The 26,658-nt window shown below is 31.0% G+C and carries 24 protein-coding genes and 1 pseudogene; 12 read left to right on the top strand and 13 right to left on the bottom strand.

Annotation, left to right across the window (positions count from 1 at the left end; translation table 11 throughout):
* Positions 1 to 12: 12 nt before the first annotated feature.
* Complete coding sequence (locus AJN70_RS03090; protein ID WP_002870660.1) at positions 13 to 1,035, top strand: ribonucleotide-diphosphate reductase subunit beta; 1,023 nt, start codon at positions 13 to 15, stop codon at positions 1,033 to 1,035.
* Entirely contained in the window at positions 1,022 to 2,395 is a 1,374-nt protein-coding gene (locus AJN70_RS03085; RefSeq protein ID WP_074470018.1) for a nicotinate phosphoribosyltransferase, read from the top strand. The genes AJN70_RS03090 and AJN70_RS03085 overlap by 14 nt, the downstream gene beginning before the upstream one ends.
* Here the strand turns inward: AJN70_RS03085 and AJN70_RS03080 are convergent.
* Positions 2,364 to 2,911: pseudogene (locus AJN70_RS03080) on the bottom strand (gamma carbonic anhydrase family protein). The gene AJN70_RS03085 and the pseudogene AJN70_RS03080 sit on opposite strands and share 32 nt — an antisense overlap.
* A gap of 88 nt (positions 2,912 to 2,999) precedes the next feature.
* Here AJN70_RS03080 and AJN70_RS03075 point away from each other — a divergent pair.
* Positions 3,000 to 3,629, top strand: coding sequence for a protein-L-isoaspartate(D-aspartate) O-methyltransferase (locus AJN70_RS03075; RefSeq protein ID WP_002861021.1), 630 nt, complete (start codon positions 3,000 to 3,002; stop codon positions 3,627 to 3,629).
* A 19-nt stretch (positions 3,630 to 3,648) separates the two neighbouring features.
* Here the strand turns inward: AJN70_RS03075 and AJN70_RS03070 are convergent, their stop codons facing one another.
* The 10 genes from AJN70_RS03070 to AJN70_RS03025 form a co-directional block, all read right to left on the bottom strand.
* Positions 3,649 to 4,836 carry an aspartate aminotransferase family protein gene (locus AJN70_RS03070; RefSeq protein WP_079860136.1) on the bottom strand — a complete coding sequence of 396 codons (1,188 nt, stop codon included), beginning with the start codon at positions 4,834 to 4,836 and terminating at the stop codon, positions 3,649 to 3,651.
* A 3-nt stretch (positions 4,837 to 4,839) separates the two neighbouring features.
* Entirely contained in the window at positions 4,840 to 5,685 is an 846-nt protein-coding gene (gene argB, locus AJN70_RS03065; protein WP_079396354.1) for an acetylglutamate kinase, read from the bottom strand.
* 3 nt (positions 5,686 to 5,688) lie between these two features.
* A complete protein-coding gene (locus AJN70_RS03060; RefSeq protein ID WP_002861018.1) occupies positions 5,689 to 6,135 on the bottom strand; it encodes a GNAT family N-acetyltransferase in 447 nt (148 codons plus the stop codon).
* A 9-nt stretch (positions 6,136 to 6,144) separates the two neighbouring features.
* Complete coding sequence (gene argC, locus AJN70_RS03055) at positions 6,145 to 7,173, bottom strand: N-acetyl-gamma-glutamyl-phosphate reductase (RefSeq protein WP_002861017.1); 1,029 nt, start codon at positions 7,171 to 7,173, stop codon at positions 6,145 to 6,147.
* Positions 7,174 to 7,336: 163 nt separating this feature from the next.
* Positions 7,337 to 8,428, bottom strand: a complete 1,092-nt coding sequence (locus AJN70_RS03050) for a DNA adenine methylase (RefSeq protein WP_002870664.1) — start codon at positions 8,426 to 8,428, stop codon at positions 7,337 to 7,339.
* Between the two features lie 38 nt (positions 8,429 to 8,466).
* The gene (gene infC, locus AJN70_RS03045) at positions 8,467 to 8,985 is read right to left on the bottom strand and encodes a translation initiation factor IF-3 (RefSeq protein WP_002861015.1); all 519 of its coding nucleotides are present in this window, start codon (positions 8,983 to 8,985) and stop codon (positions 8,467 to 8,469) included.
* A complete protein-coding gene (gene thrS / locus AJN70_RS03040; RefSeq protein WP_070276452.1) occupies positions 8,982 to 10,790 on the bottom strand; it encodes a threonine--tRNA ligase in 1,809 nt (602 codons plus the stop codon). The genes infC and thrS overlap by 4 nt, the downstream gene beginning before the upstream one ends.
* A gap of 130 nt (positions 10,791 to 10,920) precedes the next feature.
* Positions 10,921 to 11,724: an undecaprenyl-diphosphate phosphatase gene (locus AJN70_RS03035; protein ID WP_070276454.1), complete on the bottom strand. Its 804-nt coding sequence runs from the start codon at positions 11,722 to 11,724 to the stop codon at positions 10,921 to 10,923.
* A 73-nt stretch (positions 11,725 to 11,797) separates the two neighbouring features.
* Entirely contained in the window at positions 11,798 to 13,795 is a 1,998-nt protein-coding gene (locus AJN70_RS03030) for an OPT family oligopeptide transporter (RefSeq protein WP_079264657.1), read from the bottom strand.
* Between the two features lie 183 nt (positions 13,796 to 13,978).
* Positions 13,979 to 15,325 (bottom strand): CitMHS family transporter, encoded by a 1,347-nt coding sequence (locus AJN70_RS03025; protein WP_002880928.1) that lies wholly within the window; start codon positions 15,323 to 15,325, stop codon positions 13,979 to 13,981.
* 316 nt (positions 15,326 to 15,641) lie between these two features.
* On the opposite strand from AJN70_RS03025, the gene AJN70_RS03020 reads away from it, so the two are divergent.
* The 5 genes from AJN70_RS03020 (at position 15,642) to purF (ending at position 20,562) form a co-directional block, all read left to right on the top strand.
* The gene (locus AJN70_RS03020) at positions 15,642 to 15,989 is read left to right on the top strand and encodes a hypothetical protein (RefSeq protein WP_002861010.1); all 348 of its coding nucleotides are present in this window, start codon (positions 15,642 to 15,644) and stop codon (positions 15,987 to 15,989) included.
* 134 nt (positions 15,990 to 16,123) lie between these two features.
* Positions 16,124 to 17,251, top strand: coding sequence for a hypothetical protein (locus AJN70_RS03015; RefSeq protein ID WP_070295482.1), 1,128 nt, complete (start codon positions 16,124 to 16,126; stop codon positions 17,249 to 17,251).
* The gene (locus tag AJN70_RS03010; RefSeq protein WP_002861008.1) at positions 17,251 to 18,432 is read left to right on the top strand and encodes a replication-associated recombination protein A; all 1,182 of its coding nucleotides are present in this window, start codon (positions 17,251 to 17,253) and stop codon (positions 18,430 to 18,432) included. The genes AJN70_RS03015 and AJN70_RS03010 overlap by 1 nt, the downstream gene beginning before the upstream one ends.
* Positions 18,433 to 18,494: 62 nt before the next feature.
* The gene (dapB, locus tag AJN70_RS03005) at positions 18,495 to 19,223 is read left to right on the top strand and encodes a 4-hydroxy-tetrahydrodipicolinate reductase (RefSeq protein ID WP_002861007.1); all 729 of its coding nucleotides are present in this window, start codon (positions 18,495 to 18,497) and stop codon (positions 19,221 to 19,223) included.
* 1 nt (position 19,224) lies between these two features.
* Positions 19,225 to 20,562 (top strand): amidophosphoribosyltransferase, encoded by a 1,338-nt coding sequence (purF, locus tag AJN70_RS03000; protein WP_070274895.1) that lies wholly within the window; start codon positions 19,225 to 19,227, stop codon positions 20,560 to 20,562.
* Between the two features lie 2 nt (positions 20,563 to 20,564).
* On the opposite strand, the gene fliI is transcribed toward purF, so the two are convergent.
* Together fliI and folE are read right to left on the bottom strand one after the other, a co-directional pair.
* On the bottom strand, positions 20,565 to 21,950 hold the full coding sequence (fliI, locus tag AJN70_RS02995; RefSeq protein ID WP_002854283.1) for a flagellar protein export ATPase FliI: 1,386 nt from the start codon (positions 21,948 to 21,950) through the stop codon (positions 20,565 to 20,567).
* A complete protein-coding gene (folE, locus tag AJN70_RS02990; RefSeq protein ID WP_002880936.1) occupies positions 21,950 to 22,522 on the bottom strand; it encodes a GTP cyclohydrolase I FolE in 573 nt (190 codons plus the stop codon). Before folE ends, fliI begins: the two co-directional genes overlap by 1 nt.
* Positions 22,523 to 22,665: 143 nt before the next feature.
* Between folE and tig the strand changes: the two genes are divergently transcribed.
* Genes tig through AJN70_RS02970 form a run of 4 tightly spaced genes read left to right on the top strand, consistent with a single transcriptional unit; the run spans position 22,666 to position 26,658 of the window.
* The gene (gene tig, locus AJN70_RS02985) at positions 22,666 to 24,009 is read left to right on the top strand and encodes a trigger factor (protein ID WP_070287058.1); all 1,344 of its coding nucleotides are present in this window, start codon (positions 22,666 to 22,668) and stop codon (positions 24,007 to 24,009) included.
* Positions 24,009 to 24,593 carry an ATP-dependent Clp endopeptidase proteolytic subunit ClpP gene (gene clpP / locus AJN70_RS02980; RefSeq protein WP_002861003.1) on the top strand — a complete coding sequence of 195 codons (585 nt, stop codon included), beginning with the start codon at positions 24,009 to 24,011 and terminating at the stop codon, positions 24,591 to 24,593. Before tig ends, clpP begins: the two co-directional genes overlap by 1 nt.
* Positions 24,594 to 24,628: 35 nt before the next feature.
* Positions 24,629 to 25,156, top strand: a complete 528-nt coding sequence (gene def, locus AJN70_RS02975) for a peptide deformylase (RefSeq protein WP_002851936.1) — start codon at positions 24,629 to 24,631, stop codon at positions 25,154 to 25,156.
* Positions 25,153 to 26,658 (top strand): YifB family Mg chelatase-like AAA ATPase, encoded by a 1,506-nt coding sequence (locus tag AJN70_RS02970; RefSeq protein WP_070295481.1) that lies wholly within the window; start codon positions 25,153 to 25,155, stop codon positions 26,656 to 26,658. Before def ends, AJN70_RS02970 begins: the two co-directional genes overlap by 4 nt.

The following is a 26,658-nucleotide window of genomic DNA, read 5'->3' as shown; positions in this document are numbered from 1 at the left end:
AAAGGTTAAAAAATGCAAAGAAAAAGAATTTACAATCCAAGCTCAAACGAAACCCTAGGAGATCGTAAAGTTTTTGATGGTAACCCACATGGAATTTTAAATTTCACTAAGGCAAAATATACTTGGGCTTTAAAACTTTGGGATTTAATGGAGGCAAATACTTGGTTTCCAAAAGAAGTGGATACAACTAAAGATGCACTTGATTATCGCTGTAATTTAACCACAGGTGAAAAAAGAATGTATGATTTAGTTTGGAGTCAGCTTATTTCTATGGATAGTTTTCAAACCAATAATTTAGCAGATAATATCAACCCTTATATCACAGCTCCTGAAATCAATGCGGTTTTAGCACGCCAAGCTTATGAAGAGGCAAACCATTCAAAATCTTACGCTGTTATGGTAGAAGCGATTTGCGATAATACAGATTTGATTTATGAAATGGAAAAGCATGATGAAACTTTGCGTGAAAAAAATGACTTTATTTCAAGCATTTATGAAGAATTAGCAGGCGATGTAGATGATAATAAACTTCTTTTAGCTATGGTGGCAAATCAAATTTTAGAAGGAGTATATTTTTATAGTGGTTTTACTGCTATTTACGCACTTGCACGTGCAGGAAAAATGCTAGGTTCAGCACAAATGATCCGCTTTATCCAAAGAGATGAAATCACACATCTTTTATTATTTCAAAATATGATCAATTCAGTACGCAAAGAAAGACCTGATTTGTTCCATGATGAAAATATCAATAAAATTTATGATATGTTTAAAAAAGCTGGAGATCTTGAGATCAAATGGGGTAAATACATCACTCAAAATCAAATCATGGGCTTTACTGATGATATCATAGAAGAATATATCCATTATCTTGTAGATCAAAGATTAAGCGCAATCAATTTAGACAAGCTATACAATGCAAAACATCCTATTAAATGGGTAGATGATTTTTCAAAATTTAACGATCAAAAGAGCAATTTCTTTGAAAGTAAAGTAACGAATTATTCTAAGGGTAGTATAAGCTTTGATGACTTCTAAAACTTCTTTAGCCTTACTTTGTGATTTTTATGAATTTACAATGTCTCAAGGCTATTTCAAAAACAATAAAAAAGATCAAATTTGTTATTTTGATATATTTTTTAGAAAAATTCCAGATTCAGGATCTTTTGCTATTTTTGCAGGTCTTGAAGATATTTTAGACTTTGTTGAAAATTTGAGTTTTGATGCAGAAGATATAGAATTTTTAAGAAAACAAGGTATTTTTGATACAGAATTTTTAGATTTTTTAGCTAACTTTAAATTTAAAGGTGAAATTTATGCTATGCGTGAAGGAGAAGTGATTTTTCCAAACGAACCTTTGCTATGTATTAAAGCTACAACCATAGAAGCACAGCTTTTAGAAACTTTTTTACTTTTAAGTTTAAACCACCAAAGCCTTATTGCTACCAAAACCAATCGTATCGTGCGTGCAGCTAAAAACAGTAAAATTTTAGAATTTGGCTCACGCAGAGCACAAGGAAGTGAAGCGGCCTTAAAAGGGGCAAGAGCAGCTTTTATAGGAGGTTGCATAGGAAGTGCTTGTACTTTAGCAGGAAAAATTTATAATATCCCTATCAATGGAACTATGGCACATTCTTGGGTGCAAATGTTTGAAAATGAACTTGAAGCTTTTAAAGCTTATGTGAAAATTTATCCAAAAAATCCTGTTTTTTTGATTGATACTTATGATTGTCTAAATAGCGGACTTAAAAATGCAATTAAAGTTTTTAAAGAATTTGGTATCCAAGAAGGCGGTGTGAGAATAGATTCTGGAAATTTATTTGAGTTGAGTTTGAAAATCAGACAAGAACTTGATCAAGCAGGACTTCAAAAATGTAAAATCATAGTTTCTAACGCCCTTGATGAATGGAGCATTAAAAAACTCAAAGAACAAAACGCACCTATTGATATCTTTGGTGTAGGCGAAAGATTGATCACTGCTTCAAGCGATCCTATTTTTAGTTGTGTTTATAAACTCGCAGCCTTAGAAGATCAAGGTATAAAACCTAAAATAAAAATCAGTGAAAATAACGAAAAATCAACCCTACCTCATTTTAAAAAACTTTTTAGAGTTTATGATAAAAACACGCAAAAAATCCTTTTTGATGAGCTTTATGTTTTTGACGAAAACCCAAATCAAGATGAAAATTTAGAACGCAAAGAACTTTTAGAATTAGTCTACAAAGAAAAAAGACTTCTTAAAAAGTCATCTTTAAATACTATTCAAGATTATACAAAAGAGCAAATCTCAAAACTCGATGAGAGTTTTTTAGATCTTGATCGTTTTGTGAAATTTGAAGTAAAACTCTCGCCTAAACTTCAAAATATCACTGAAGATCTTTTAAAAACTCGTTTTTAAAATCCACATAATTTAAAGCGGATTGTTTTAGAAAGCTTATTTCTTCATCGTTTAATTCACGCACAAATTTTGCAGGATTTCCAAGTATCAAAGAGCGTGGCGGAAATTTTTTACCCTTTGTTACAACGCTTCCAGCACCCACTATGCTATCTTCTTCTATAAAAGCATTATCCATGACAACAGCATTCATTCCGATTAAAACACGATTTTTTATCACACAAGCATGGATAACGCAATTATGTCCTATGGTTACATCATCTCCTATTATTGTAGGAAAACAGCATCTTTTAACTTTCCTTTTTCGTCAAATTCCCTATGCCAAACATGCACCGTGCTAAGATCTTGAATATTGGTTCTTTTGCCAATTTTTATAAAATTAACATCAGCTCTTAAAACACAATTAAACCAAATGCTACTTTCATCTCCTATTTCTATTTCTCCTATGATTTTAGCTCCCTCTGCAACAAAAACATTTTGACCTAGTTTGGGACTATGATTTTTAAATTTTATAAGCATTTTTTTCCTTTTTATTTAAGTATAGCTAAGTTTAACTCTATTTCAACTTTTTTAGTTACAATTTTTATTTAAATTTATAGGAGAAGTAATGAACGCATTTGAACAAAAAAGATGTCAAAATATGGCTGAAGAAATTGCACAAAAAGTTTTTATCAATGAAGAGCTTTTTAATGCTTTTTGTCAAATTCCGCGTGAAATTTTTTCTCCTTTAAAAGCCCATGCTTATCGCCTTGATGCTTTGCCTTTGGCAAATTCTCAATGGATTAGTTCACCTTTAACTGTAGCTAAAATGACTATGGCTTTAGATTTTAAAAATGCTGATAGTATTTTAGAGATAGGTTGTGGAAGCGGCTATCAAGCTGCGATTTTAAGCAAAGTCATAAGGCGTGTTTTTACCATAGAACGCATAGAAAATTTAGCCAAAAAAGCCGCTCAAACTTTCAGAGAATTAGAACTTTTTAATATCAATGTAAAATTTGATGATGGACAAAATGGCTGGAAAAATTATGCTCCTTATGATAGAATTTTATTTTCTGCTTATGCGACACAAATTCCTGAAATTTTACTCGATCAATTAAGCGATGGCGGGATTTTAGTCGCTCCTATTTTACACAATGGCAAACAATTCATCACACGCCTTAGAAAAAATGGCACAAATTTACAAAAAGAAATTTTAGAAGAATGTTTATTTGTGCCTATAGTAGATGGAAAAGAATAAACTTTTTTTACAAAATTTATTAAAAACTCTTTAGAGCCTTTCTTAACTTTTCACTCATTTCATCAATATGTTCTTTTTGCAAAATCAAAGGAGGTAAAAATCTCAAATCATTCTCCCCGCAACTTATCAGCAAAAGTGCATTTTCTTGGCATTTTTGAATGACCTTGGACACTTTTACACTTTTATCAAGACTAAGCCCTTGCATAAACCCTAAGCCTTTGCGTTTTTTACAAAAATCAAATTCTTTTATCAACTCATCTAAACTTTGCTCTAAATAAGGCGTGAGTTTATTGACATTTTCTAAAATTTTTTCTTCTTTAAAAATTTCAAAAACTGCATTCACTCCTGCGCAAACCAAAGGATTTCCCCCATAAGTGCTACCATGATCGCCTGCTTCTAAAGAATTGCTTGCTACTTTTTGATTTATTACAAAAGCACCCACACTAAGCCCACAACCTAAGGCCTTAGCTGAAGTCATAATATCAGGCAAAATTTGTGCGTGCTCATAGGCAAAAAATTTTCCACTTCTACCCATGCCACATTGAATTTCATCAGCGATTAATAATATATCTTTTTCATCGCAAAGCTTTCTTAAGGCTTTGTAAAAATCTTTATTTGCAGGATTTATCCCACCTTCTCCTTGCACGCTTTCTAAGATAATGGCGCAAGTTTTTTCATTTACTAGTTTTTCAACGCTTAAAATATCATTATATTTTGCAAATTTAACCCCTGAAATTAAAGGTTTAAAAGGCTTTTGATATTTTTCATTAGCAGTAAGCGATAAAGCCCCTAAAGTACGCCCATGAAAAGAATGCTTAAAAGCGATAAATTGTCCGCCCTTAATACCTTTGTTAAAGGCGTATTTTCTAGCTGTTTTCATCGCTCCTTCTATACTTTCTGTGCCAGAATTTGTAAAAAAAACACGCTCTAAAGCACTAGCTTTGGCTAAATTTTTAGCTGCAGCGGCTATGTTTTCATTATAATATAAATTGCTAGTATGTAAAAGCTTATCCACTTGAGCTTTGATTTTAGCATTAAATTTAGCATGATTATATCCTAAAGCACAAACGCCTATACCACTTGAAAAATCAAGATATTTTTTAGCCTTATCATCAAAAAGATAAACCCCCTGCCCTTTTTCTAAAACTATATCAAAACGCTTATAAGTAGGGATAATATGACTTTGTTCTTTATAATCCATTTTCATTCTTTAACCCACCAAAGTGCCTATACCTTCATCAGTAAAAAACTCAAGCAACAAAGAATGCTTCACGCGCCCATCTAAAATATGCACCTTTTTAACTCCATTTTCACAAGCATCAATGCAAGATTTTAATTTTACATGCATACCGCCTTCTATTTTAGGAGCTAAAATTTTAGCTTGTTCAAGACTGATTTTAGAAATCAAAGAATTTTTATCATTAAAATCCTCATAAAGCCCTGCAGTATCGGTTAAAAAAGCAAGTTTTTCAGCCCTTAAAGCCTTAGCAATCGCACAAGCTGCGTCATCAGCGTTAATATTATAAGTATTAAAATCCTCATCCATGCCAATAGGAGCAATGATAGGTAAAAAATCTTTTTCTAAAAGCTCTTCTAAAATTTTCGAATTTACCTTTTGTATCGTGCCAACAAAAGCTAAATTTACATCTTTTTTCACACATTCTAAAAGTGCACCATCTTTACCACAAAGCCCTATGGCTTTAACTCCTAAATTTTGCAAACTATGAACTAAATTTTTATTGATATGATTTAAAACCATGCTTGCTACTTCAGTAGTGGCTTTATCACTAACTCTAAGACCGTTTTTAAACTCACTCTTTACGCCTAATTTTTCACACATAGCAGAAATATCTTTTCCCCCGCCATGTACAATGATAGGCTTTAAACCCACAAGTTTTAAAAGAGCTATATCTTGCATCACACAATGCTTTAGCTCTTCATCTTCCATAGCTGATCCACCGTATTTTATAAGTATAATCTTAGAATTAAATTTGCGTATATAAGGTAAAGCTTCGATTAAGACATTGGCTTTTTCTAAATATTTTTGCATGATCATTCCTTAAACATTAAAGCTGGTTTGATTATACTCATTTAAAGAAAGATCGTAATAATTCGCATCCTCTCTTAAAGTAAAACCATAATGTTTCCAAAACTCATTGCCTAAATCATTGTTTTTAAAAGCGATTAAGGCGATTTTATTGATCTTTTGAGCTTTTAAAGCCTCGAGACAAAATTTTGTCATCTCGTGTGCTATACCCTTTTTTCTATGATCTTTATGCACACATACATGATAAAATCCCCCTGTGCGTCCATCATGCCCGCAAAGTATACTTCCTACAATTTCTTCATCAATCACTGCTACAACGCTAAGATTTGGGTTTCTATCTAAAAAATTTTCTATATTTTCTTTGCTATCATCAATGCTTCTTATCCCAAAGCCTTTTATCTCGCACCAAAGCTTATAAACGACTTCATAATCACTTTTTTGCATAGCTCGTATTATCATTTTTATCCTTTACAAATTTGCAAAGAATTTAAGTCCTTCATCTTCATCAAAATCAAACATTAAATTCATATTTTGAACAGCTTGTCCTGCTGCGCCTTTAATTAAATTATCAATAGCACCAAGCACAATAACACGCCTTGTGCGTTGATCTATACTAAAATTTATATCCGCAAAATTGCTTGATTTAACCCACCGAGTCTGCGGAAACGACTGCGGCGGTAAAAGCCTTATGAATTTATTGTTTTGATAGTATTTTGTATAAATATCGCGTATATCTTGTTCTTGCAAATTCTCTTTTAAATTTGCATAAGCACTGATTAAAATTCCTCTTTGCATAGGTACAAGATGAGGGGTAAATTGTAGAGTGATTTTCTCTTTGGCCGCATAGCTTAAATGCTCTTCAATTTCGGGAGTATGGCGGTGCGAAGCCAAACCATAAGCTTTGATATTTTCATTAACTTCGCAAAAAAGATTTTCCATCTTTGCACTTCTTCCTGCTCCGCTTACTCCACTTTTTGCATCAATGATAACTGAGTTAAAATCGATGATTTTTTCTTTAAAAAGCGGATAAAGACTTAAGATAGAACAAGTGGTATAGCAACCTGGATTTGCCACCAAACTTGCTTTTTTTATCTCTTCTTTATAAAGCTCGCAAAGTCCATAAACTGCATTTTGCAAAAGCTCTTGATTAGGATGAGTGAATTTATACCAAAGCTCATAATCTTTAGGATTTTTAAGACGAAAATCTGCACTTAAATCAATGATTTTCATCTTTTTTAACAAATTCTCATTTAAAAGCTTAGCGCTAAATTCATGCGGAGTAGCCAAAAACAAAAGATCAAGTTCAAGTTCATCTAAATTTTTATTTTCAAAACATAAATTTAAAGGGGTATTAGGATAAAGATCTTGATAATTTTGTCCCACGCTAGAACTCGAACCTAAATAAGAAATTTCAACTTTGGGATGATTAAGCAAAATGCGTACAAGCTCATTACCTGCATAACCACTCGCTCCTAAAATCCCAACTTTTATTTTCATCTTTATCCTTTAAATGTAAAAGCAAATATTATAAACAAAAAAAGTTAAAAATTTTAACTATTATTCTCTTTAACCTTATCTTTATTGCTCGAAAATCAAAACATCTGAAAAAATAAAATTAATTTAATCATGCAAAATAAAAAATAATTTTAGCAACAAGAATTTAATTTTTAACTAAAATATAAAGTTGTTCATGAAGATGAATATTACGATTTTTAAGATTGCGAGAAGCTCTAAAAGTATTATATTTTTGTTCTAAAATACGACATTTTCCAAGAGTACTTAAACGCTTTAAAAAAATTTCTTTTTTTATAAAACCTTCGCAATTATAAGAAAGTAAAATCACTCTTGCTTTTAAATCATTAATAAGTTCAAATAAAGCGTCTTGGGCAAATTTTGACTTATTAAAAGTACTACGATTCCAATCTTTTGGAATGCCACTGATTTTGGAAATTTCTTCAGGTTTTTTATAATTTGCGATTAAATTTAACATAAAGTAATTAGAGCTATAAGGATGTTGATTGTAAGGAGGATCAAGATAAACCACATCAAAAAAATCAAGTTCTTTTGCAAGCATGCTTGCATCCTTTTGCATCACTTCAAATTCGCAAGAAAAATTTGAAAAAATAGGCATTTTAAGCTCTATTTCTCCTTTAATGCGTTTAAGTGCATTTTGTCCTTCGCCACCAAATTTTCCGATACCATCCTTACCCTTATAAAAACCTTTAAAAACTCCACTAGTATTTGAATGCACACTAGCTTCATAAATTAAAGGGGCTATAAAAAAATGCTTTAATTCTTTTGGAATTTCATTTTCAATTCTTTGTCTCATAGTATCAAGATATAAAGCATTTTTAAAAGTATAAAAAACCCTTTCATTTTTTTTAATATCATCATCATCTTTTGGAGCATAAAGCTCACTGATAAAACCTTTTTGAAAATCTAAATTTTGGGTTAAATTTTTATAACACTTTTTTAGATTTTGGAGTAAATCTTTGTCTTTATTAGCAAGATAACACTTATTGATAAGTTTTGAATAATCTTCTAAATCATTAGCTAAAATATAACTCGAGTATGCCTTTGCAAAGCGACTTACAATACCTGAGCCACTAAACATATCACAAAAACTAAATTTATCTTTACCAAGTTCTTTTTTAGCTACCTTAAAGCCCTTATTTAAAAAACTTAAAAGTGCTCTTTTATTTCCAAGATAAGTTATAATTTGCTCTTTTAAAAAAGAAGGATTTTCTTTCAAAATTTAAAACCTTTAAAAGCCTTATCCACAAAAGTGGATTAAGCTTTTTTTGGAGTTACAAGCATATTTACATAACGACCTTCAAAATTTGGCTCTTTGTCACGATTAGCTTCATTTTCTATCATAGTCCAAATTTTTTCAAGCAAAACTACACCTGCTTCAGGAGTTGCCATTTCACGTCCTTTTAAGAACACACGAAATCTCACATGCTTACCTTGTTCTAAAAATTCTAAAGCATGTTTTACCTTGTAATTAATATCATTTTGAGCAATTTTTACAGAAAGTTTGATTTCTTTTATATCAATCACTTTTTGTTTTTTCTTTGCTTCTTTTTGTTTTTTCTCTTGTTGATAACGGAATTTACCATAGTCCATGATCTTGCAAACAGGTGGCTTAGCATCTGCAGCTATCATTACAAGATCAAGTCCTAAACGATTTGCAATTTCTAAAGCTTCATCACTACTGATAATACCATAAACTTTGCCATCATCGCCAACACATCTGATTTCATCCGCTCTTATTTCTTCATTGAGCAATACTTCTTTTTCTTTACTCAAAAGTGTACCTCACTCATTTTCTCCTTAACTAATTTAATAAATTCGTCCAAGCTAAGATTTTTTTGTTCTTTAGCTCTTCTATCTCTTAAAGCAACGCTACGCTTTGCCACCTCATCATCGCCTAAAACTAAAATCATAGGTAATTTTTGCTTTTCAGCGATACGAATTTTTTTACTTAAGCTCTCATTTTTTTCATACACCTCGCTATCGATATTAAGCTCTAATAATTCTTTTTGAATTTCTTTTGCGTAAGCAATATGTGCTTCGCCTATTGGCACTATACCCACTGCGGTTGGTGCGATAAAAAATGGAAACTCACCCGCACAATGCTCGGTTAAAATTCCTATAAATCTTTCAAAAGAACCTAAAATCGCACGATGCAACATTACAGGTTGTTTTTTTTCATTATCACTATCAGTATATTCGAGTTTAAAACGACTTGGCAGGTTAAAATCTACTTGTATGGTTCCACATTGCCACTTTCTTTTTAAAGCATCGGTGATTTTAATATCAATCTTTGGCCCATAAAAAGCCCCGCCACCTTCATCAATACCGTATTTTAAACCTTGTTCATCTAAAGCTTCTTTTAAAGCCTTAGTCGCTATTTCCCAAATTTCATCATCACCTATGGCTTTTTCAGGTTTAGTTGAAATTTCCATTTCATAGCTAAAATCAAATAATTTCATCAAATTATCCACAAAAGCTAAAATTTCTAAAACCTGCTCTTTAATCTGACTTGGCATACAAAAAATATGTGCATCATCTTGAGTGAATTCTCTCACTCTAAAAAGTCCATGCAAAACGCCACTTTTTTCATGACGATGTACCACGCCGTATTCAAAAAATTTCAAAGGCAAATCACGATAACTTCTTACATCACTTTGATAAATTTTAATATGTCCCACACAGTTCATAGGCTTAATGCCATATTCTTGTTCATCAATTTGTGTAAAATACATATTTTCTTTATAGTTTGCATAATGTCCACTGATTTTCCATGCATCTGCTTTTAAAAGTTCAGGCCCACGCACAGGTTCATAACCACGCAAACGATGAATTTTATAAAGCATATGTTCAAGTTTAGATCTAAGCCTTGCGCCATTGCTTAACCAGATAGGAAGACCTCCTCCAATCTCATCATCAAAAGTAAAAAGTTTAAGCTCTGTTCCAAGCTTTCTATGATCGCGTTTTTTAGCTTCTTCGATAATGGTTAAATACTCTTTCAAACTTTCCTTATCTGCAAAAGCAGTCCCATAAATTCGAGTAAGCATTTCTCTTTTTTCATCACCACCCAAATACGCTCCTGCAACACGAGTGAGTTTAAAAAAGCGTAAAAATTTCGTATTTGGTACATGAGGACCACGACACAAATCTTCAAATTCACCTTGCTTATAAATACTTACAGCTCCATCAGGAATACGCAATAAAACTTCTTGTTTTAAATCATCATTTTGAAATTTAGCCAAAGCTTCGCTTTTTGTGATTTCATATTTTGAAATTTCAATCTTTGCTTCAGCAAGTTCTTTCATCTTTTTTTCAATTTTTACTAAATCTTCTTCGCCGATCTTACTTTCTACACGAAAATCATAATAAAATCCATCTTCTATAACAGGACCAACGAAAAATTTAGCTTCAGGATACAAGCTCTTAATCGCCTGCGCCATTAAATGCGCACAAGAATGGCGTATCACTTCTAAACTTTCTTTAGAATTATCAAAATAAATTTCTTTTAAATTTGTATTTTTCACGCTTTGAGAGTCAATTATTATCTCATTGTCCAAATACGCAATAACTTCTTTTTCCATATTTTTAACCCTTTGTCGCTCACTTACCCTGTGAGTGTTTATAAAGTTCTAATTTTAACTTTCTAAGACTTAATTATTTTTGAAATTCAGCTTATTTTTAAAAAAATCTTAGAATAAATTTAATATTTATTTATAGCTTAAATTCACTTCCAGCATTTAAAATCCCACTATAATACACATAAAAGAAAATAAGCCCCAAAATAATGCGATAAATTCCAAAAGGGATAAAATTAAATTTAGAAATAAATTTTAAGAAAAATTTTATAACTAAAACCGCAACGACAAAAGCAGTGATAAAACCTATACTTAAAGGAATTAAAGAATTTGTGTTACTCAGCAATTCAGGCTCTTTATAAATACTATAAGCTGTAGCAATAATCATCGTTGGAATAGCAAGTAAAAAACTAAATTCAGCAGCCACTTTTCTATTAAATCCTAACAAAAGCCCACCAATAATACTTGCTCCACTTCTTGAAGCGCCAGGAATCATGGCTAAAGATTGAAAAATACCTATACAAAAAGCTTGTTTAAAACTTATTTCTTCTAAGGAATTGATACGATATTGTTTATTTTTGTGCGCAAGTTCTATAAAAATAAGCACAACACCACCAAAAATGAGCATTCCAACCACAACCCAACCATTAAATAAAGCATTTAAGTATTTTGCCACAAAAAGCCCTATAACTCCAGTAGGAAAAAATCCCACTGCAAGTTTTAACCAAATATCAAGCCCTTGAAACAATTTACGCCAAAATACAAAAATTACCGCCAAAATAGAACCAAGCTGGATGATAATCAAAAAATTTTTCCAAAACTCATCTATATCAATACCTAAAATAGTCGTACCTAAAATCATATGTCCTGTTGAAGAAACAGGTAAAAACTCAGTCAGACCTTCTATAATTCCAAGTATTAAAGCATATAAATTTTCCATTTTAATCCTTGAATGATAATTGCAAAAGAAAAATTATATCAGAATGGATTAAATGGGGTTTTAACCCCAAAAATTAAGCATCTTTTTTAACAATACGCTTAATAAAATATAATACAACGCCAACAAAAAAGATAAGCGCGAAAAGCTCGCTATCATGAAAATTTGCTAAATTTAAAGCTAAAGGATTTTCACTACCACCCATACTTACTGAAAATACAGTAATTCCTGCGATAATTACCCCAAAAATACTTTCACCCACTATAAGCCCTGAAGCAAAAAGCGTGCCTCTTTGCTCACAACTCGCAAGTTTTTCTTCTTTATGAGAATTTTTTGCATATTTTTTAGTCAAGTATTGCATTACAATATATTTTAAAATTCCGCCTATAACTAAAGGTATATTTACAGCAGGCGGAAGGTAAATACCTATTCCAACGGCTAAAGGCGGCAAAGACATTTTCTGTGTTCTTCTTAAAATTTTATCTATAATAATCATTAAAATTCCTACAAATACACCAAAAGCCATATAACCCCACTCTATATTGTGATGAAAAATTCCTTGAGCGATAGTACTCATTAAATTTGCTTGCGGTGCTGCTAAAGCCGATGAAGCATCCATACCTTCTCTTGGCATTGCCCCAACAAAACCATAGGCTTGATAAAGCAAATTTAAAACAGGAACTATAGCCAAAGCACCAAAAACACAGCCTACAAGTAAAGCAACTTGTTGCTTCCAAGGAGTAGCTCCGACTAAATGCCCTGTCTTTAAATCTTGTAAATTGTCATTCGAAATAGCAGCTGTAGCCAAAATAACACTAGTAGTAAAAATAGCTAACGCTACTGCAAATTTAGAAAGCATAGGATCTTGAAAAAGTTCCACACCTAAAACCAAAAAAACAATAGAAGAAATAATAACACCAATAAGTCCGATTCCAGAAATAGGACTAGAAGAAGATCCTACAAGTCCTGCCATATATCCGCAAGCTGCTGCAACAAAAAAACCTATTAAAACAGAAACTAAAGTTCCAACAAATGAAAATAGCATTTGATAATAAATACTTAAGTTAGCATCTTCAACAAAACTATAAAAAGTAATAAATAAACCCACAACCATTAAAACAAAAAGTATAAAAATACTTTTTAAAGAAAGGTCTATATTTGTTCTTTCATTTTTTTCTTGATTAGTAATTTTAACATTTTTAACAATTTCTTTAATACCTTCAATAACGGGTTTTAAAAGTTCTATTAAAGTCCAAAGCGCTGCTATAGCAATAGCTCCTGTTCCTATAAGCCTTACTTTAGAACTCCATACACTAGAAGCTAAATCTACGGCATTTTTTGCACTATCGAATTCAAAATTTGAAAGATAGGGAGTAAAAATACCCCAAGCTAAAAACATACCTACAAAAAGAGCTATAGCACCTGCTAAACCGACTAAATAACCTGCTCCTAAAAGTGCCAAAGAATATCCCATAGAAAAACCAAAAGCCATTTTATTCCAAATGAAAGCAAAATTACTCTCACTTGCAGCGAGTTTAAAACCATTGCTTAATAAACTAAAAATAGCAGCTATAAAAGAGCCTAATGCTATTTCTTTAATACCTTGTTTTCCTTTTTTATTACTCTGATCTTTATTGGCTACTTTTAAAATTTCAGCTGCGGCCCTACCTTCAGGATAAGCAAGTTTGCTTTCAACTACCATAGCCCTTCTTAATGGTATAGTAAAAAGCACTCCAAGTCCACCACCACAAAGACATATCATAAAAGTTTGCCAAAGTGGAAATTCACTCCAATACCCACACATAAAAAGTCCTGGGATAACAAAAATAACTGATGATAAAGTTCCTGCTGCTGAAGCTTGAGTTTGAACCATATTATTTTCTAAAATATTTGAAGTCTTAAAAAGACTCAAAACCGCCATGGAGATGACCACAGCTGGAATTGATGATGAAAAAGTAAGTCCCACTTTTAACCCCAAATATACATTTGAAGCTGTAAAAATAATAGTTAAAATACTTCCCAAAATCAAACCCCTTAAGGTAAGTTCTGGTAAATTTTGTTTTTTGTACATCATTTCTCCGTTTTAAAATTTACTTTCAACGTTAAAAAATATTCTTATAAGTTTAAATTTATAATTTTTCTCTAAAGCAAAATAAAATAATACAAAAAAACGCTTATATTTTTATAAATTTTTGACTCAAAAATATCATAAAACAATGAACCAATCATTGAAAAATCAAAAGTTTTTTTATTTTAATTATATTATCCCAGCTACCTCAGCAAAAATCAAGCAAATAATACTTATACCCCATATATAAAAAAAGCTTCTTTTGATATGATCTTTAATATTAACCTCTGCTAAACCGCAACCTAGCAAAGTTGCAGGCACAACAGGAGAAATAAATGTCGCACAATTTCTTGCTATCACCATGATAATAGCTATAGTCAAAGGTTCAGCGCCAAAAGCCTTAGTTACACTCAAAACTATAGGCATCACTCCATAAAAATAAGAATCTGTACAAAAAATAATTGCCATTGGAACAGCTAATATCCCTACCATCAAAGGAATATAAGCGCCTAAATAATCTGGAACAAAATTTAAAATCAAAACACCCATTTTCTCCATAATACCACTTTTATCAAATACGCCTATTAATATCCCAGCACCAATTAAAGTAATATACATAAGCATTGCACCAGCACTTGCACGATCTAAAACTTTTTTAGCTATTTTTAAATTAGGATAATTAAGCGGTAAAATTATTGCAAGTCCTATCATAAAGCAAATATAACTAGGAAAAATACCACTAATTAAAAGCCCAATAACCCCAATAGCTACAAGTAAATTTAACCAAAACCATTTTTCATTATGGTGTTCGCTTTTTTCTATATTTAAATTTATTCCCGACAAGTTACCTGCGCCTGCACCTCTTTTTATTTCTATCTTAGCAATCCAAATTGCCAAAAGAAGGGATAATACCAAACCTACAATCTGAATAGGTATAATATGGTGCCAAAGCAAATTTGCATCCATTCCTATATTAGTAGCCGCTCTTAAAGTAGGACCACCCCAAGGAATAACATTCATAACCCCCATAGCCGAAGTAATAATCAATAACATTGAAGTCTTTCTTATACCTAGACGCTCATAAATAGGTAATAATGCAGGTATTACAATAAGAAAAGTAGAAGCACCTGAACCATCTAAATGCACAGCAGCAGTAATAAAAACAGTAAGAATGCAAACTTGATATACATTAGCTTTCATTTTTGATAAAAACGCATTTAAAATTTTAGTAAAAAAACCACTTGCATTTAAAACACTAAAAAAGAGTATAGAAAAAACAAACAAAGCTGCCGTATCCGTTACGCTTTTGACTCCATCTTTAATAAAAGCAACCAATGTTTTAATATCAAAAACACCTCCTTTAACCCCTAAAGCTGCACCCACGCCAAAACCAAGCTGTTCAAGAATAAGTAAAATACAAGCTACGCTAATACTTACACTTATAAAAGCTAATGCCGGAGTAGTATAATCTTTTAGCAAAAGCCAAACTATCAATCCTAATGAGAAAAAACCCAATAAAGCTAAAAAAAATTCCATATCCTATCCTTTTGTATCATTTTTATTCAATAATAAAATGGATATTTTAAGTCCAACTTATATGTGTTTAAATTTATAGCTTTTTGGAAAAAATATATTTTCTAATGTAACTATTTTAAACAAGAATAAAAAATAATTTTTAATTATTTTTGATAAAGTATTCACTCTTTTAAATTTACAACTAGAAGTAACGATAGTCAAAATATAATAAGTTGCATAATATTATCAAAACTAAAAAGTCAAAATTTTAACTTCACATTCACTTCACTTAAAAAGTTTATAATGTTATCACTTTACATTACAAGGAGAAATAATTATGAAAAAAAGTATTTTATTTACATCAGCACTTTTAGCTAGCTCAATGCTTTTTGCAGATAGTCTAAAACTTGAAGGTACTATTGCACAAATTTATGATAACAATAAAACCTTGCTTATTGACTCTATTTATGGCGGACAAATGGCTATAAAAGTTCTACCAAATACCGAAATAGAAATGGATGATTGTGGTATTTTTGGAACAGATAAAGATGGAACTTTTAAAGATTTACAGGTTGGAAATTTTTTAGAAAGTAAAATTTCTTATGGAACACCTGCTACACCAAATACTCAGGCTATTCCAGTAGCTAGAAAAATTGAAATTCAATGTTATAAAAAAGCTTATTAATATAAATCCCTTAACAAGGGATTTATAAAAATCATTCTTTACTAAACTACTTCATCACTCTTAAATAAAAATTTAAACTCTTTTTTAACAAGCAATTTATAAAATAACACTTATATTTTCATCTAAGGCAAATAATGAAAAAATGGATTTTTATTGTTTTTTGTTTTATATTAGGTTTTATTATTCATATATTTTATATAGAATACACCAACGAACTTTTATTTAATAAATTTATTAAAAACAGCAATCCTGATTATACAATTACAGATATTTACTTCAAAAAAGGTTTTTTAACTTCTAAAGGAAGTTTTACTTTAAATCACTCTCATACACAGCTTTCAACCAAAATCAACCTTAAATTTAATAATTATTTTTTCTTAAATAAAATTATAAAAGGAAATTTTACAAATCCTTTTGATTTTTTAGATGAAGTGTTAAAAAACAATAAATTAGGAACTTTTACTCTCAAATTACACGATAACAACTCTAAAATATTTCTAAATATTAAAGATATAAATTTAAGCAATGAAGGCGGAGATACCATCATAAACGGCGGATATATTGAAGCTTTAATGAATAAAAATTTAGAAATTAAAAACATTAAAATACATTTTGATATGATTGATTTTTCTCAATTTTATACTAAATTTGTATTGCAAAATTTAAATTACGAACAATTTTTTAACAATCCTGTACAATTTTATGAGTTAAATTTATTTAGCGATAGCCAACAACAAATCAACTTTGATTATCTTGTGCTAGATAACAATAAAATCAATTCTTTTTATAGCAAAAACCAAGTAAATTTTAATGAAGAAAATTCAACAATAAACTTAAACATACAAGGAAAATCTAATGAAATTGATATTGATCTTAAATCTTTATTGGGTCAGAATTTGAATTTTGACAAAACAAAATTTAACATAACCATAAATAAATTTCTTAACTCAAATTTCAATATCTCTCATTTTATTCAAAAAAATCTTGATCTAAAAATACAAAATTTAATTCTTGAAAAAAATAAACAAAATATCAGTCTACAAGGCAATTTAAATATTAACAACTCTTATCAAGCAAAATTACAAGTTATCAGTTTAGATGAGCCAGATGAAATTTTTCCTTGGACAAAGGATTATGGAGGTTTAAATCAATATTTTTTAAAAGAAAATAATAACTTTTTTCTAAATTTATCTTATGATAGCTTAGCCAATCCTCAGCTAAAAATTAATGGTAGTGAATTTTCAAATATGGATTTAAATTAATGAGCCTAGCTTTAACCTTTCGCCCTGAAAATTTTGATGATATTTTAGGACAATATGAGCTTATAGAAATTTTCAAAAAATTTACTGCTTTACAAAAACTTCCTCATAGTATTTTTTTTGGAACAGCAGGTTCTGGAAAAACAACTTTTGCTAGAGTTGTAGCCAAAGAATTTGGCTTAGATTTTTATGAATTTGATGGAGGAAATTTTAAACTCGAAGAACTAAGAAAAATTTTAGATAATTATAAAAATAGTCTTTATAAGCCTTTAATTTTTATTGATGAAATTCACCGCCTTAGCAAAACCCAACAAGAAATGCTTTTAATTCCTATGGAAAATTACCGTTTAATTTTAATCGGCGCAAGCACTGAAAATCCCTATTTTGTTTTAAGTTCTGGCATAAGAAGTCGTTCCATGCTTTTCGAATTTAAATCTTTAGGGGTAAAGGAACTTGAAACTTTACTTTTGCGTGTACAAGAAAAAATGAAATTTAGTATTGATAAAGAAGCTAAAGATTTTCTACTTAAAAGTGCTGATGCAAGAGCTATGCTAAATTTGCTTGAATTTGTCTTGGTTTTAGATGAAAAACATATCAGTCTTGAAAATCTTAAAAAACTTCGCAACACCATAAATAGTGAAGGTGTTAGCTCAAAAGATACACATTATATTTTAGCAAGTGCAATGATAAAAAGTTTACGCGGAAGTGACGTTGATGCAGCTATTTATTATCTTGCAAGACTTATTGATGCAGGAGAAAGTGCGGATTTTATCGCTAGGCGTTTGGTGATTTTTTCAAGTGAAGATGTCGGAAATGCCGATCCAAATGCTTTAAATTTAGCGGTTTCGACTCTAGAGGCTGTTAAAAATATAGGTTATCCTGAAGCAAGAATTATCCTAGCCCAATGCGTAGTTTATTTAGCAAGCACAATCAAATCTAATGCAAGCTACAAAGCTATCAATGAAGCTTTAAACTATGTAAAAAATAATGAAGCTTTAGAAATACCTAATTATCTTAACAACAATCATCAAGAAAAACAAAACTATCTTTATCCACATGATTTTGGTGGCTGGGTAGAGCAAAAATATCTTAGTAAAAATTTAAAATTTTATCATAGCAAGGGCTTAGGAGAAGAAGCAAAATTGTTAGATAATTTATATAAATTAAAAAATTATAAAGCTTAATTTTATTATTTAAAATTTACAAAATAAATGCTAAAATCAATATTTTATTTTCAAGGAAAAAGATGATTAAAATAGGAATTTATGGCGCTAAAGGACGCATGGGAAAACAGATTGAAGAATGTTTAAAAAGCGAAACGCAAGCACAAATTTCGATACTTTATAATAAGGGTGGAAATTTAGAAGAGCTTTTTGAAAAAAGCGATGTGATTATTGATTTTTCTTCCCCAAGTGGAACTCATGAGCTTTTAAATTATGCAAGAACTATGCCTAAACCTTTGGTAATAGGTACAACAGGACTTGATGAGAAAATTTTACATTTGATGCAAAGTGCTAGTGAAGTGATGCCGATTTTTTATGCGACCAATATGTCTTTAGGTGTTGCAGTTTTAAACTATCTTGCTAGTAAAGCCAGTCAAATGCTAAGAAATTTTGATATAGAAATTTTAGAAATGCATCATCGCCATAAAAAAGATGCACCAAGTGGTACGGCTATGACTTTAGCCCAAAGTGTAGCAAAAGCTAGAAATTTAGAACTTGAAAAAGTAAGAGTAAGTGGAAGAGATGGCATTATAGGTGAAAGAAGCAAAGATGAGATTGCCGTGATGAGTTTAAGGGGTGGCGATATAGTAGGACGTCATACAGTAGGTTTTTATGAAGATGGGGAATTTTTAGAACTTAATCATACCGCTACTTCAAGGGCGACTTTTGCTAAAGGTGCGATTAAAATCGCTATTTGGCTTAGTAAGCAAGAAGCAAAAATGTATTCAATCAATGATTTTTTAGGAATTTAAAATGTGTGCAGTTGTAGGAGTTATCAATTCAAAAAATGCTAGCACTTATGCGTATTATGCACTTTTTGCTATGCAACACCGTGGGCAAGAGGCAAGTGGTATTAGTGTGAGTAATGGTAAAAATATTAAGACTATTAAAGCTAAAGGTGAAGTGAGTCAAATTTTTAATCCTGATAATCTAAAAACTTTAGAAGGTGAAATCGCTATAGGGCATAATCGCTATTCTACAGCAGGAAATTCAAGTTTAAATGACGCTCAGCCCATAGCAGCTACTTCGGTTTTAGGTGATATTGCTTTAGCGCATAATGGAAATTTAGTTAATAAAGAAGAAGTAAGATCAAGACTTATTCAAGATGGGGCTATTTTTCAAACCAATATGGATACAGAAAATGTTGTCCATCTTATCGCAAGAAGTAAGCAAGAAAGCTTAAAAGATAGATTTATTGAGAGTTTAAAAGAATGTATAGGGGCTTATTGTTTTGTTTTAGCAAGCAAAGATAAACTTTATGTTGTAAGAGATCCTCATGGAGTACGTCCTTTATCTTTAGGACGTTTAAAAGATGGAGGCTATATAGTTGCTAGTGAAACTTGTGCTTTTGATCTTATAGAGGCTGAATTTATTCGTGATGTTAAACCAGGGGAAATGCTTATTTTTACTCAAGGAAATGATAAATTTGAAAGTATAGAACTTTTTTCTCAAACTCCTAGAATTTGTGCTTTTGAATACATTTATTTTGCTAGACCTGATAGCATAGTAGAAGGCAAAAGTGTGTATGAAGTGCGTAAAAAAATGGGCGAAGCTTTAGCTAAAAAATTTGTTTATAAAGCAGACTTTGTCGTGCCTGTGCCAGATAGTGGAGTAAGTGCAGCTATAGGTTTTGCGCAATATTTACAAATCCCTCTTGAAATGGCAATAGTAAGAAATCATTATGTAGGAAGAACCTTTATAGAGCCAACTCAAGAGCTTAGAAATTTAAAAGTAAAACTAAAGCTTAACCCTATGCGTAAAGTTTTAGAAGGCAAAGAAATTGTAGTCATTGATGATAGCTTGGTGCGTGGCACTACTTCTAAAAAAATAATTTCTTTACTTCGTGCTGCAGGAGCGAGCAAAATCCATCTTGCCATAGCTTGTCCTGAGATCAAATTTCCTGATACTTACGGTATAGATACTCCAACTTTTGAAGAACTTATCAGCGCAAATAAAAATACTGAAGAAGTGCGTGAATATGTAGAAGCTGATACGCTAAGTTTTTTAAGCATAGAAGAATTAACCCAAAGCATAGGCAATGAAAGGAAATATTCTTTAATCAGTTTTGATGGGGATTATTTTATTAAATAATTTTATTTTAAATTAGGATTAGGCAAGGTTGCACTTGCACTTCCTACATTTATATTTTGAGTTGGTGGCAAAGGAGTATTTGGTGTATCAATTTGACTTAAAAGCTCTAAAGTTTGATTAAATTCGAAGCTTTCTTCAGGATTTTGCCCTAAGAATTTTTGCATAAATTCTTTTTTAGAAATAGCTTCATCAAGTTCTTTATCACTTCCTTTTTGATAGGCACCGATGCGAAGCAATACTTCATTTTCTTTTAAAAGCGAGTTTAAACGCTTAAATTTTCTTGCCCAAAGTTTATGTTCAGGACTTATAATGTCACTCATCACCCTTGAAGCAGAGTTTTGTATATTAATAGGAGGATAAATTCCAAAGTCTGTTAATTCACGACTTAAAACAATGTGTCCATCTAAGATAGAACGACTTTGATCAGCAATTGGATCGCTCATATCATCTCCATCTACCAAAACGGTAAAAAAGGCTGTTATAGTGCCTTTACCTTCTTCTTTACCCGTTCTTTCCATGAGTTGAGGCAAAAGACTTAAAACACTTGGTGGATAACCTTTGGTTGTAGGAGGTTCTCCAAGAGCTAGTCCTATTTCTCTTTGCGCCATAGCAAAACGCGTTACACTATCCATGATAAAAAGTACATCTTTACCTTGTTCTTTAAAGTATTCTGCCACACTCATTGCACAAAAAGCACCGTATTTACGCATCAAAGCACTATCATCACTTGTAGCAACAATAATCACTGTATCATCGAGCTTTCCGCCTAAATTTTTTTGTATAAATTCAGGAATTTCACGCCCCCTTTCTCCTATGAGTGCCACTACCTTTATAGGAGCTTTGGAATTTTTAACTATCATTCCCATAAGAGTGGATTTTCCTACCCCGCTTCCTGCAAAAATACCAAGTTTTTGCCCTACACCACAAGTTAAAAGTGCGTCTATGGTTTTAACACCCACGGGAAAAACTTCTTCTATAAGCCCTCTTTTCATCGCATCAATAGGTGCACGCATTATAGGCATATATTTACTTACTTCTATAGCTCCTTTACCATCTTTTGGACGCATAAAAGGATCTACTACTCTGCCTAAAAGTTCATCGCTAACGCCTATTTGCATACCTGCATCACTTATGAAAGCACGATCGCCTATCTTAAAACCTTCTATAAAAGAAAATGGGCTTAAATAGCTAAATTGTTCTTTGATTTCTACGACCATAGCTAGAGTGTTTAAATTTTCATTTTCATTGGAAACTAACTTCACTATATCTCCAACCCCTGTTTTAAGCCCACGAATTTCTATACTTGTAGCAGAAATTTTTGTAATCTCTCCAAAAATAGCACTTAAATTTTCTTTACCAAGTTTGGAACGTAGTTTTTCAAGATTCATTAAAATCTTACCTGTTTAGCAGAGTTTATGAGAGAAAAAAATTCCTCTCTAGTTTTTTCATTTTTCAAGAAAATTCCACGCAAAGCTGAAGTTGTAGTGGTGGAATTAGCTTTTTGTACTCCACGCATTTCAACACACATATGTCTTGCTTCTATGACTACACCCACACCTTTTGCATCGACATTTTCCATTAAAGCTTGTGCGATTTGTTCGGTAAGTTGTTCTTGAATTTGAAGTCTTCTTGCAAACACTTCTACAAGGCGTGGAATTTTGCTTAAACCTACTACTTTTTTATTAGGGATATAGGCTACATGAGCACGCCCAAAAAAAGGTAAAAGATGATGTTCGCAAAGACTGTAAAATTCTATATCACGCACCAAAACCATTTCATTATTAGAGCTTTCAAATAAAGCATTATTTAAAATATCTTTGACATTTTGCGTATAACCACTAGTAAGAAATTCATAAGCTTTAAAAACACGATTTGGTGTTTTAATCAGTCCTTCACGATTTGGATTTTCTCCTATAATTTCAAGCATAGTTTTAACACAATCTTCAAATTTTTTTTGCAAATTTTTCTCCAAAAATATTTTTATTATTTTAATAATAATGTAATATTGCAATTTTATCATAAATTACTTTAAAATTTTATGCAAGTAATAAGGAAAAATTTGCTATGATTGAAAGCAAATTTTATTTTATAAGGAAAAAAACTATGGAAGTAAAGGCAAAGCAACTAGATTCTGTTAATGCGACTGCTAGTGTAAAAATTCCTTCAGGAATGATCAAAAGTGAAGTAGAAAATTTAGCAAAAAAAGCTTCTAAAAGTGTAAAAATGGATGGGTTTAGACCAGGAAAAGTTCCTGTAAGTGCTGTACTTAAAAGATATGAAAGAGAACTCACTCAAGACGCGGAACAAAATCTTTTTAAATCTGCTGTAAATAGTGCTTTACAAGAACTTAAAAAAGAAAGTAAAGAGCTTGTAGGTGAGCCATATTTTGAAAAATTTGATCGTAAAGATGGAGAAATTATTGCTGAGTTAATACTTTCTTTTAAACCTGAAATCAAACTTGAGGGTTATGAAAAACTCATTCCTGAATACCAAACTCCAAAAGTAGGTAAAAAAGAAATTGATGAGAAAAAAGATGAACTTTTAAAGCGTTTTGCTACTCCTGAAGCTATAAAAACAAAAAGAGCTTTAAAAGAAGGTGATTTTGCAAAATTTGATTTTGAAGGTTTTGTAGATGATAAAGCTTTTGAAGGTGGTAAAGCTGAAAATTATGTTTTAGAAATTGGTTCTAAGCAATTTATTCCAGGTTTTGAAGATGGTATGGTAGGAATGAAAATAGGTGAAGAAAAAGATATCAAAGTAACTTTCCCTAAAGAATACGGTGCAGCGCATTTAGCGGGTAAAGATGCCGTATTTAAAGTAAAACTACATGAAATTCAAGAGCTTAAAATTCCAGAACTTGATGAAGAAATGCTTAAAAAACTTTTACCAGGAGAAGAAAAAACTAGTGTTGAAGTTTTAGATGAAAAATTAAAAGAGCAAATCAAAAACGAAAAGCTTTTTAAACTTGTAAATGATGAATTAAAAGGTAAATTTGCAGATGCTTTGATTGAAAAATATAATTTTGATTTACCTAAAGGCATAGTAGAACAAGAAACTGATATGCAAATGCGTGCAGCTTTTAATACTTTTAGCGAAAAAGAAATTGAAGAGCTTAAAGCAAGTAAAGAAAAATATCAAGAAAAACGTGATTCTTTTAAAGAAGAAGCGCAAAAAAGTGTAAAACTTACTTTTATTATTGATGAGCTTGCAAAATTGCGTAAGATTGAAGTAAATGATCAAGAATTGATTCAAGCGATTTATTTTGAAGCATATCGCTATGGTATGAATCCAAAAGAGCATTTAGAAAACTATAAAAAACAAGGAGCTTTACCTGCTGTGAAAATGGCTTTAATTGAAGAAAAACTTTTTAATGATATTTTTATGCCAAAAACAGAAAAATCGGAAAAATCGGAAAAAGCGAGCAAAAAAGAGAAAGAAGATAAATAATGTTTATTCCTTATGTTATTGAAAAATCCAGTCGTGGTGAAAGAAGTTATGACATTTATTCACGCCTTTTAAAAGATAGAATTATTATGCTAAGTGGCGAAATTCATGATGAACTTGCTGCTTCTATCGTAGCACAACTTCTTTTTTTAGAAGCTGAAGATCCTACAAAAGATATTTATCTTTATATCAATTCTCCAGGCGGTGTCATTACAAGTGGTTTTAGTATTTATGATACTATGAACTATATCAAACCTGATGTTTGTACGATTTGCATAGGACAAGCTGCTTCTATGGGAGCATTTTTGCTTAGTTGTGGCGCAGAAGGAAAACGTTTTGCTTTGCCTAATTCACGCATTATGATTCATCAACCTTTAGGTGGAGCTAGAGGTCAAGCCACAGATATTGAAATTCAAGCTAAAGAAATTTTAAGACTTAAAACTATACTTAATGATATTTTGGCAAAAAATACTAAGCAAAAAGTTACAAAAATAGCAAAAGATACAGAAAGAGATTTTTTCATGTCAGCACAAGAAGCTAAAGAATATGGACTGATTGATAAGGTTTTGGAAAAAAGTTTTAAATGATTTCTTTGGAGATCATTTAAAACAAAGGTTTTTTAATGGTTAGAAAAATTATCACTTATCCTAATCCTAGACTTTTTTTAAACTCTGAAATTGTAAATAAATTTGATACAGAACTTCACACCTTGCTTGATGATATGTATGAAACTATGATAGCAAGTAATGGGGTAGGTTTAGCAGCTATTCAAGTGGATATTCCTTTGCGTGTTTTACTTGTAAATATTTTTGATGAAAATGATGAACAAAAAAAAGAAGATTTGCTAGAGATTATTAATCCTGAAATTATTCCTTTAGATGAAGAAATGATCACTTGTACCGAAGGGTGTTTGAGTGTGCCAGATTTTTTCGAAGAAGTAAAACGCTATAATCATATCTTACTTAAATATCAAGATCGCTTTGGAGAATTTAAAGAACTTGAAGCAAAAGGTTTTTTAGCTGTGGCTATTCAACACGAAAATGATCATTTGAATGGACATTTATTTATAGAAAAAATTTCTTTTGCTAAGCGTCAAAAATTCGATAAAGAATTTAAGAAAAAGAAGAAAAATCATAAAAAAGAGAAATGAAAAAACTAAAGTGCATAAGCTTTCATGAAGGCTTAGACATTATAGAGGTAGAATCCACTTTTACAAGAGGTTTGCCAAATTTAAGCATAGTAGGACTTGCAAGTGTAGCGATTAAGGAAAGTATCGAACGCATCAAAGCCACGCTTTTAAGTTGTGATTTTGCTTTTCCTGCTAAAAAAATTACTATCAATCTTAGTCCTTCAGGCATCCCAAAAAAGGGATCGCATTTTGATTTGGCTATTGCTTTATTAATCCTTTTGCAAAATGAAGAATTAGATGACTTTTTTGTAGTAGGAGAATTAGGACTTGATGGAAGTATTAAAAGCACAAATGAGCTTTTTTCTTTACTTTTGTTTCTCTCTGCTAAAATTAAAAAAGCTAAAATCGTTGTTCCAAAAAGCATAGCGCAAAAAGCTTCCATGATACCAAATTTGGAGGTTTATGGACTTGAAAATTTAAATGAAGCAATAGAGTTTTTTAAAGAAAAAAATTATGAAAATTTTCACTTCTCGCACAATCATCCTTTATTTACAAACCCTTTGCAAATAGAAAATGAAATTTTTTTACAAAATATGGATTTTAAACTTGATTTTAAAGACATCAAAGGGCAGGAAAAGGCTAAAAGAGCTTGTATGATAGCTGCTTTAGGTATGCATAATATCTTATTTGAAGGAAGTCCAGGAAGTGGTAAAAGTATGTGTGCTAAACGCCTTGTTTATATCATGCCTCCTCAAAGTTTAAGTGAAATTTTAATGCAAAATGCTTATATGTCTTTAGATTCAAAAGATTGTGAATTTACTAAAATTCGTGCTTTTCGTCATCCTCATCATACTTCTACAAGAGCAAGTATTTTTGGCGGAGGAACAAAAAATGCTAGAATTGGAGAAGTCGCACTTGCAAATGGTGGAGTATTGTTTTTTGACGAATTTCCACATTTTAACAAGCAAATCATAGAGAGTTTAAGAGAGCCTTTAGAGGATCATAAAATTCATATTTCAAGAGTAAATTCCAAAATCACTTATGAAACAAAATTTAGCTTTATAGCTGCTCAAAATCCTTGTCCTTGCGGAAATTTATTTTCTAAAAATCTTTCTTGTGTTTGTAGTGAAAATGAGATTAAAAAATACAAAAATCACATTTCAGCTCCTATTATGGATAGGATTGATCTTTATGTAGCTATGGATGAGATTAGTAAGGATGATAAAACAAGTATAAGTTCTAAAGAAATGAGTGAAAAAATTTTGCAAGCTTTTATTTTTGGTAAAAAACGAGGGCAAAAAGAATTTAATGGGAAATTAAAAGATGAAGATTTAAGTCGTTTTTGTGTATTGGAAAAAGATGCTAAAGATACGCTAGATTTAGCAATTTCACGTTATAATCTTTCTTTGCGATCGCTCAATAAAATTTTAAAAGTTTCAAGAAGTATAGCGGATTTAGAACAAAGTTTTAATATTAACAAAACCCATATTTTAGAAGCTTTAAGCTTTAGAGCAAGGAGTTAA

The sequence above is a fragment of the Campylobacter sp. BCW_4341 genome (genome assembly GCF_001764255.1).
GTDB classification, from domain to species: domain Bacteria; phylum Campylobacterota; class Campylobacteria; order Campylobacterales; family Campylobacteraceae; genus Campylobacter_D; species Campylobacter_D jejuni.
Note: the sequence above shows the minus strand (reverse complement) of the source record. Positions and strands in the feature narration are given on the sequence as shown.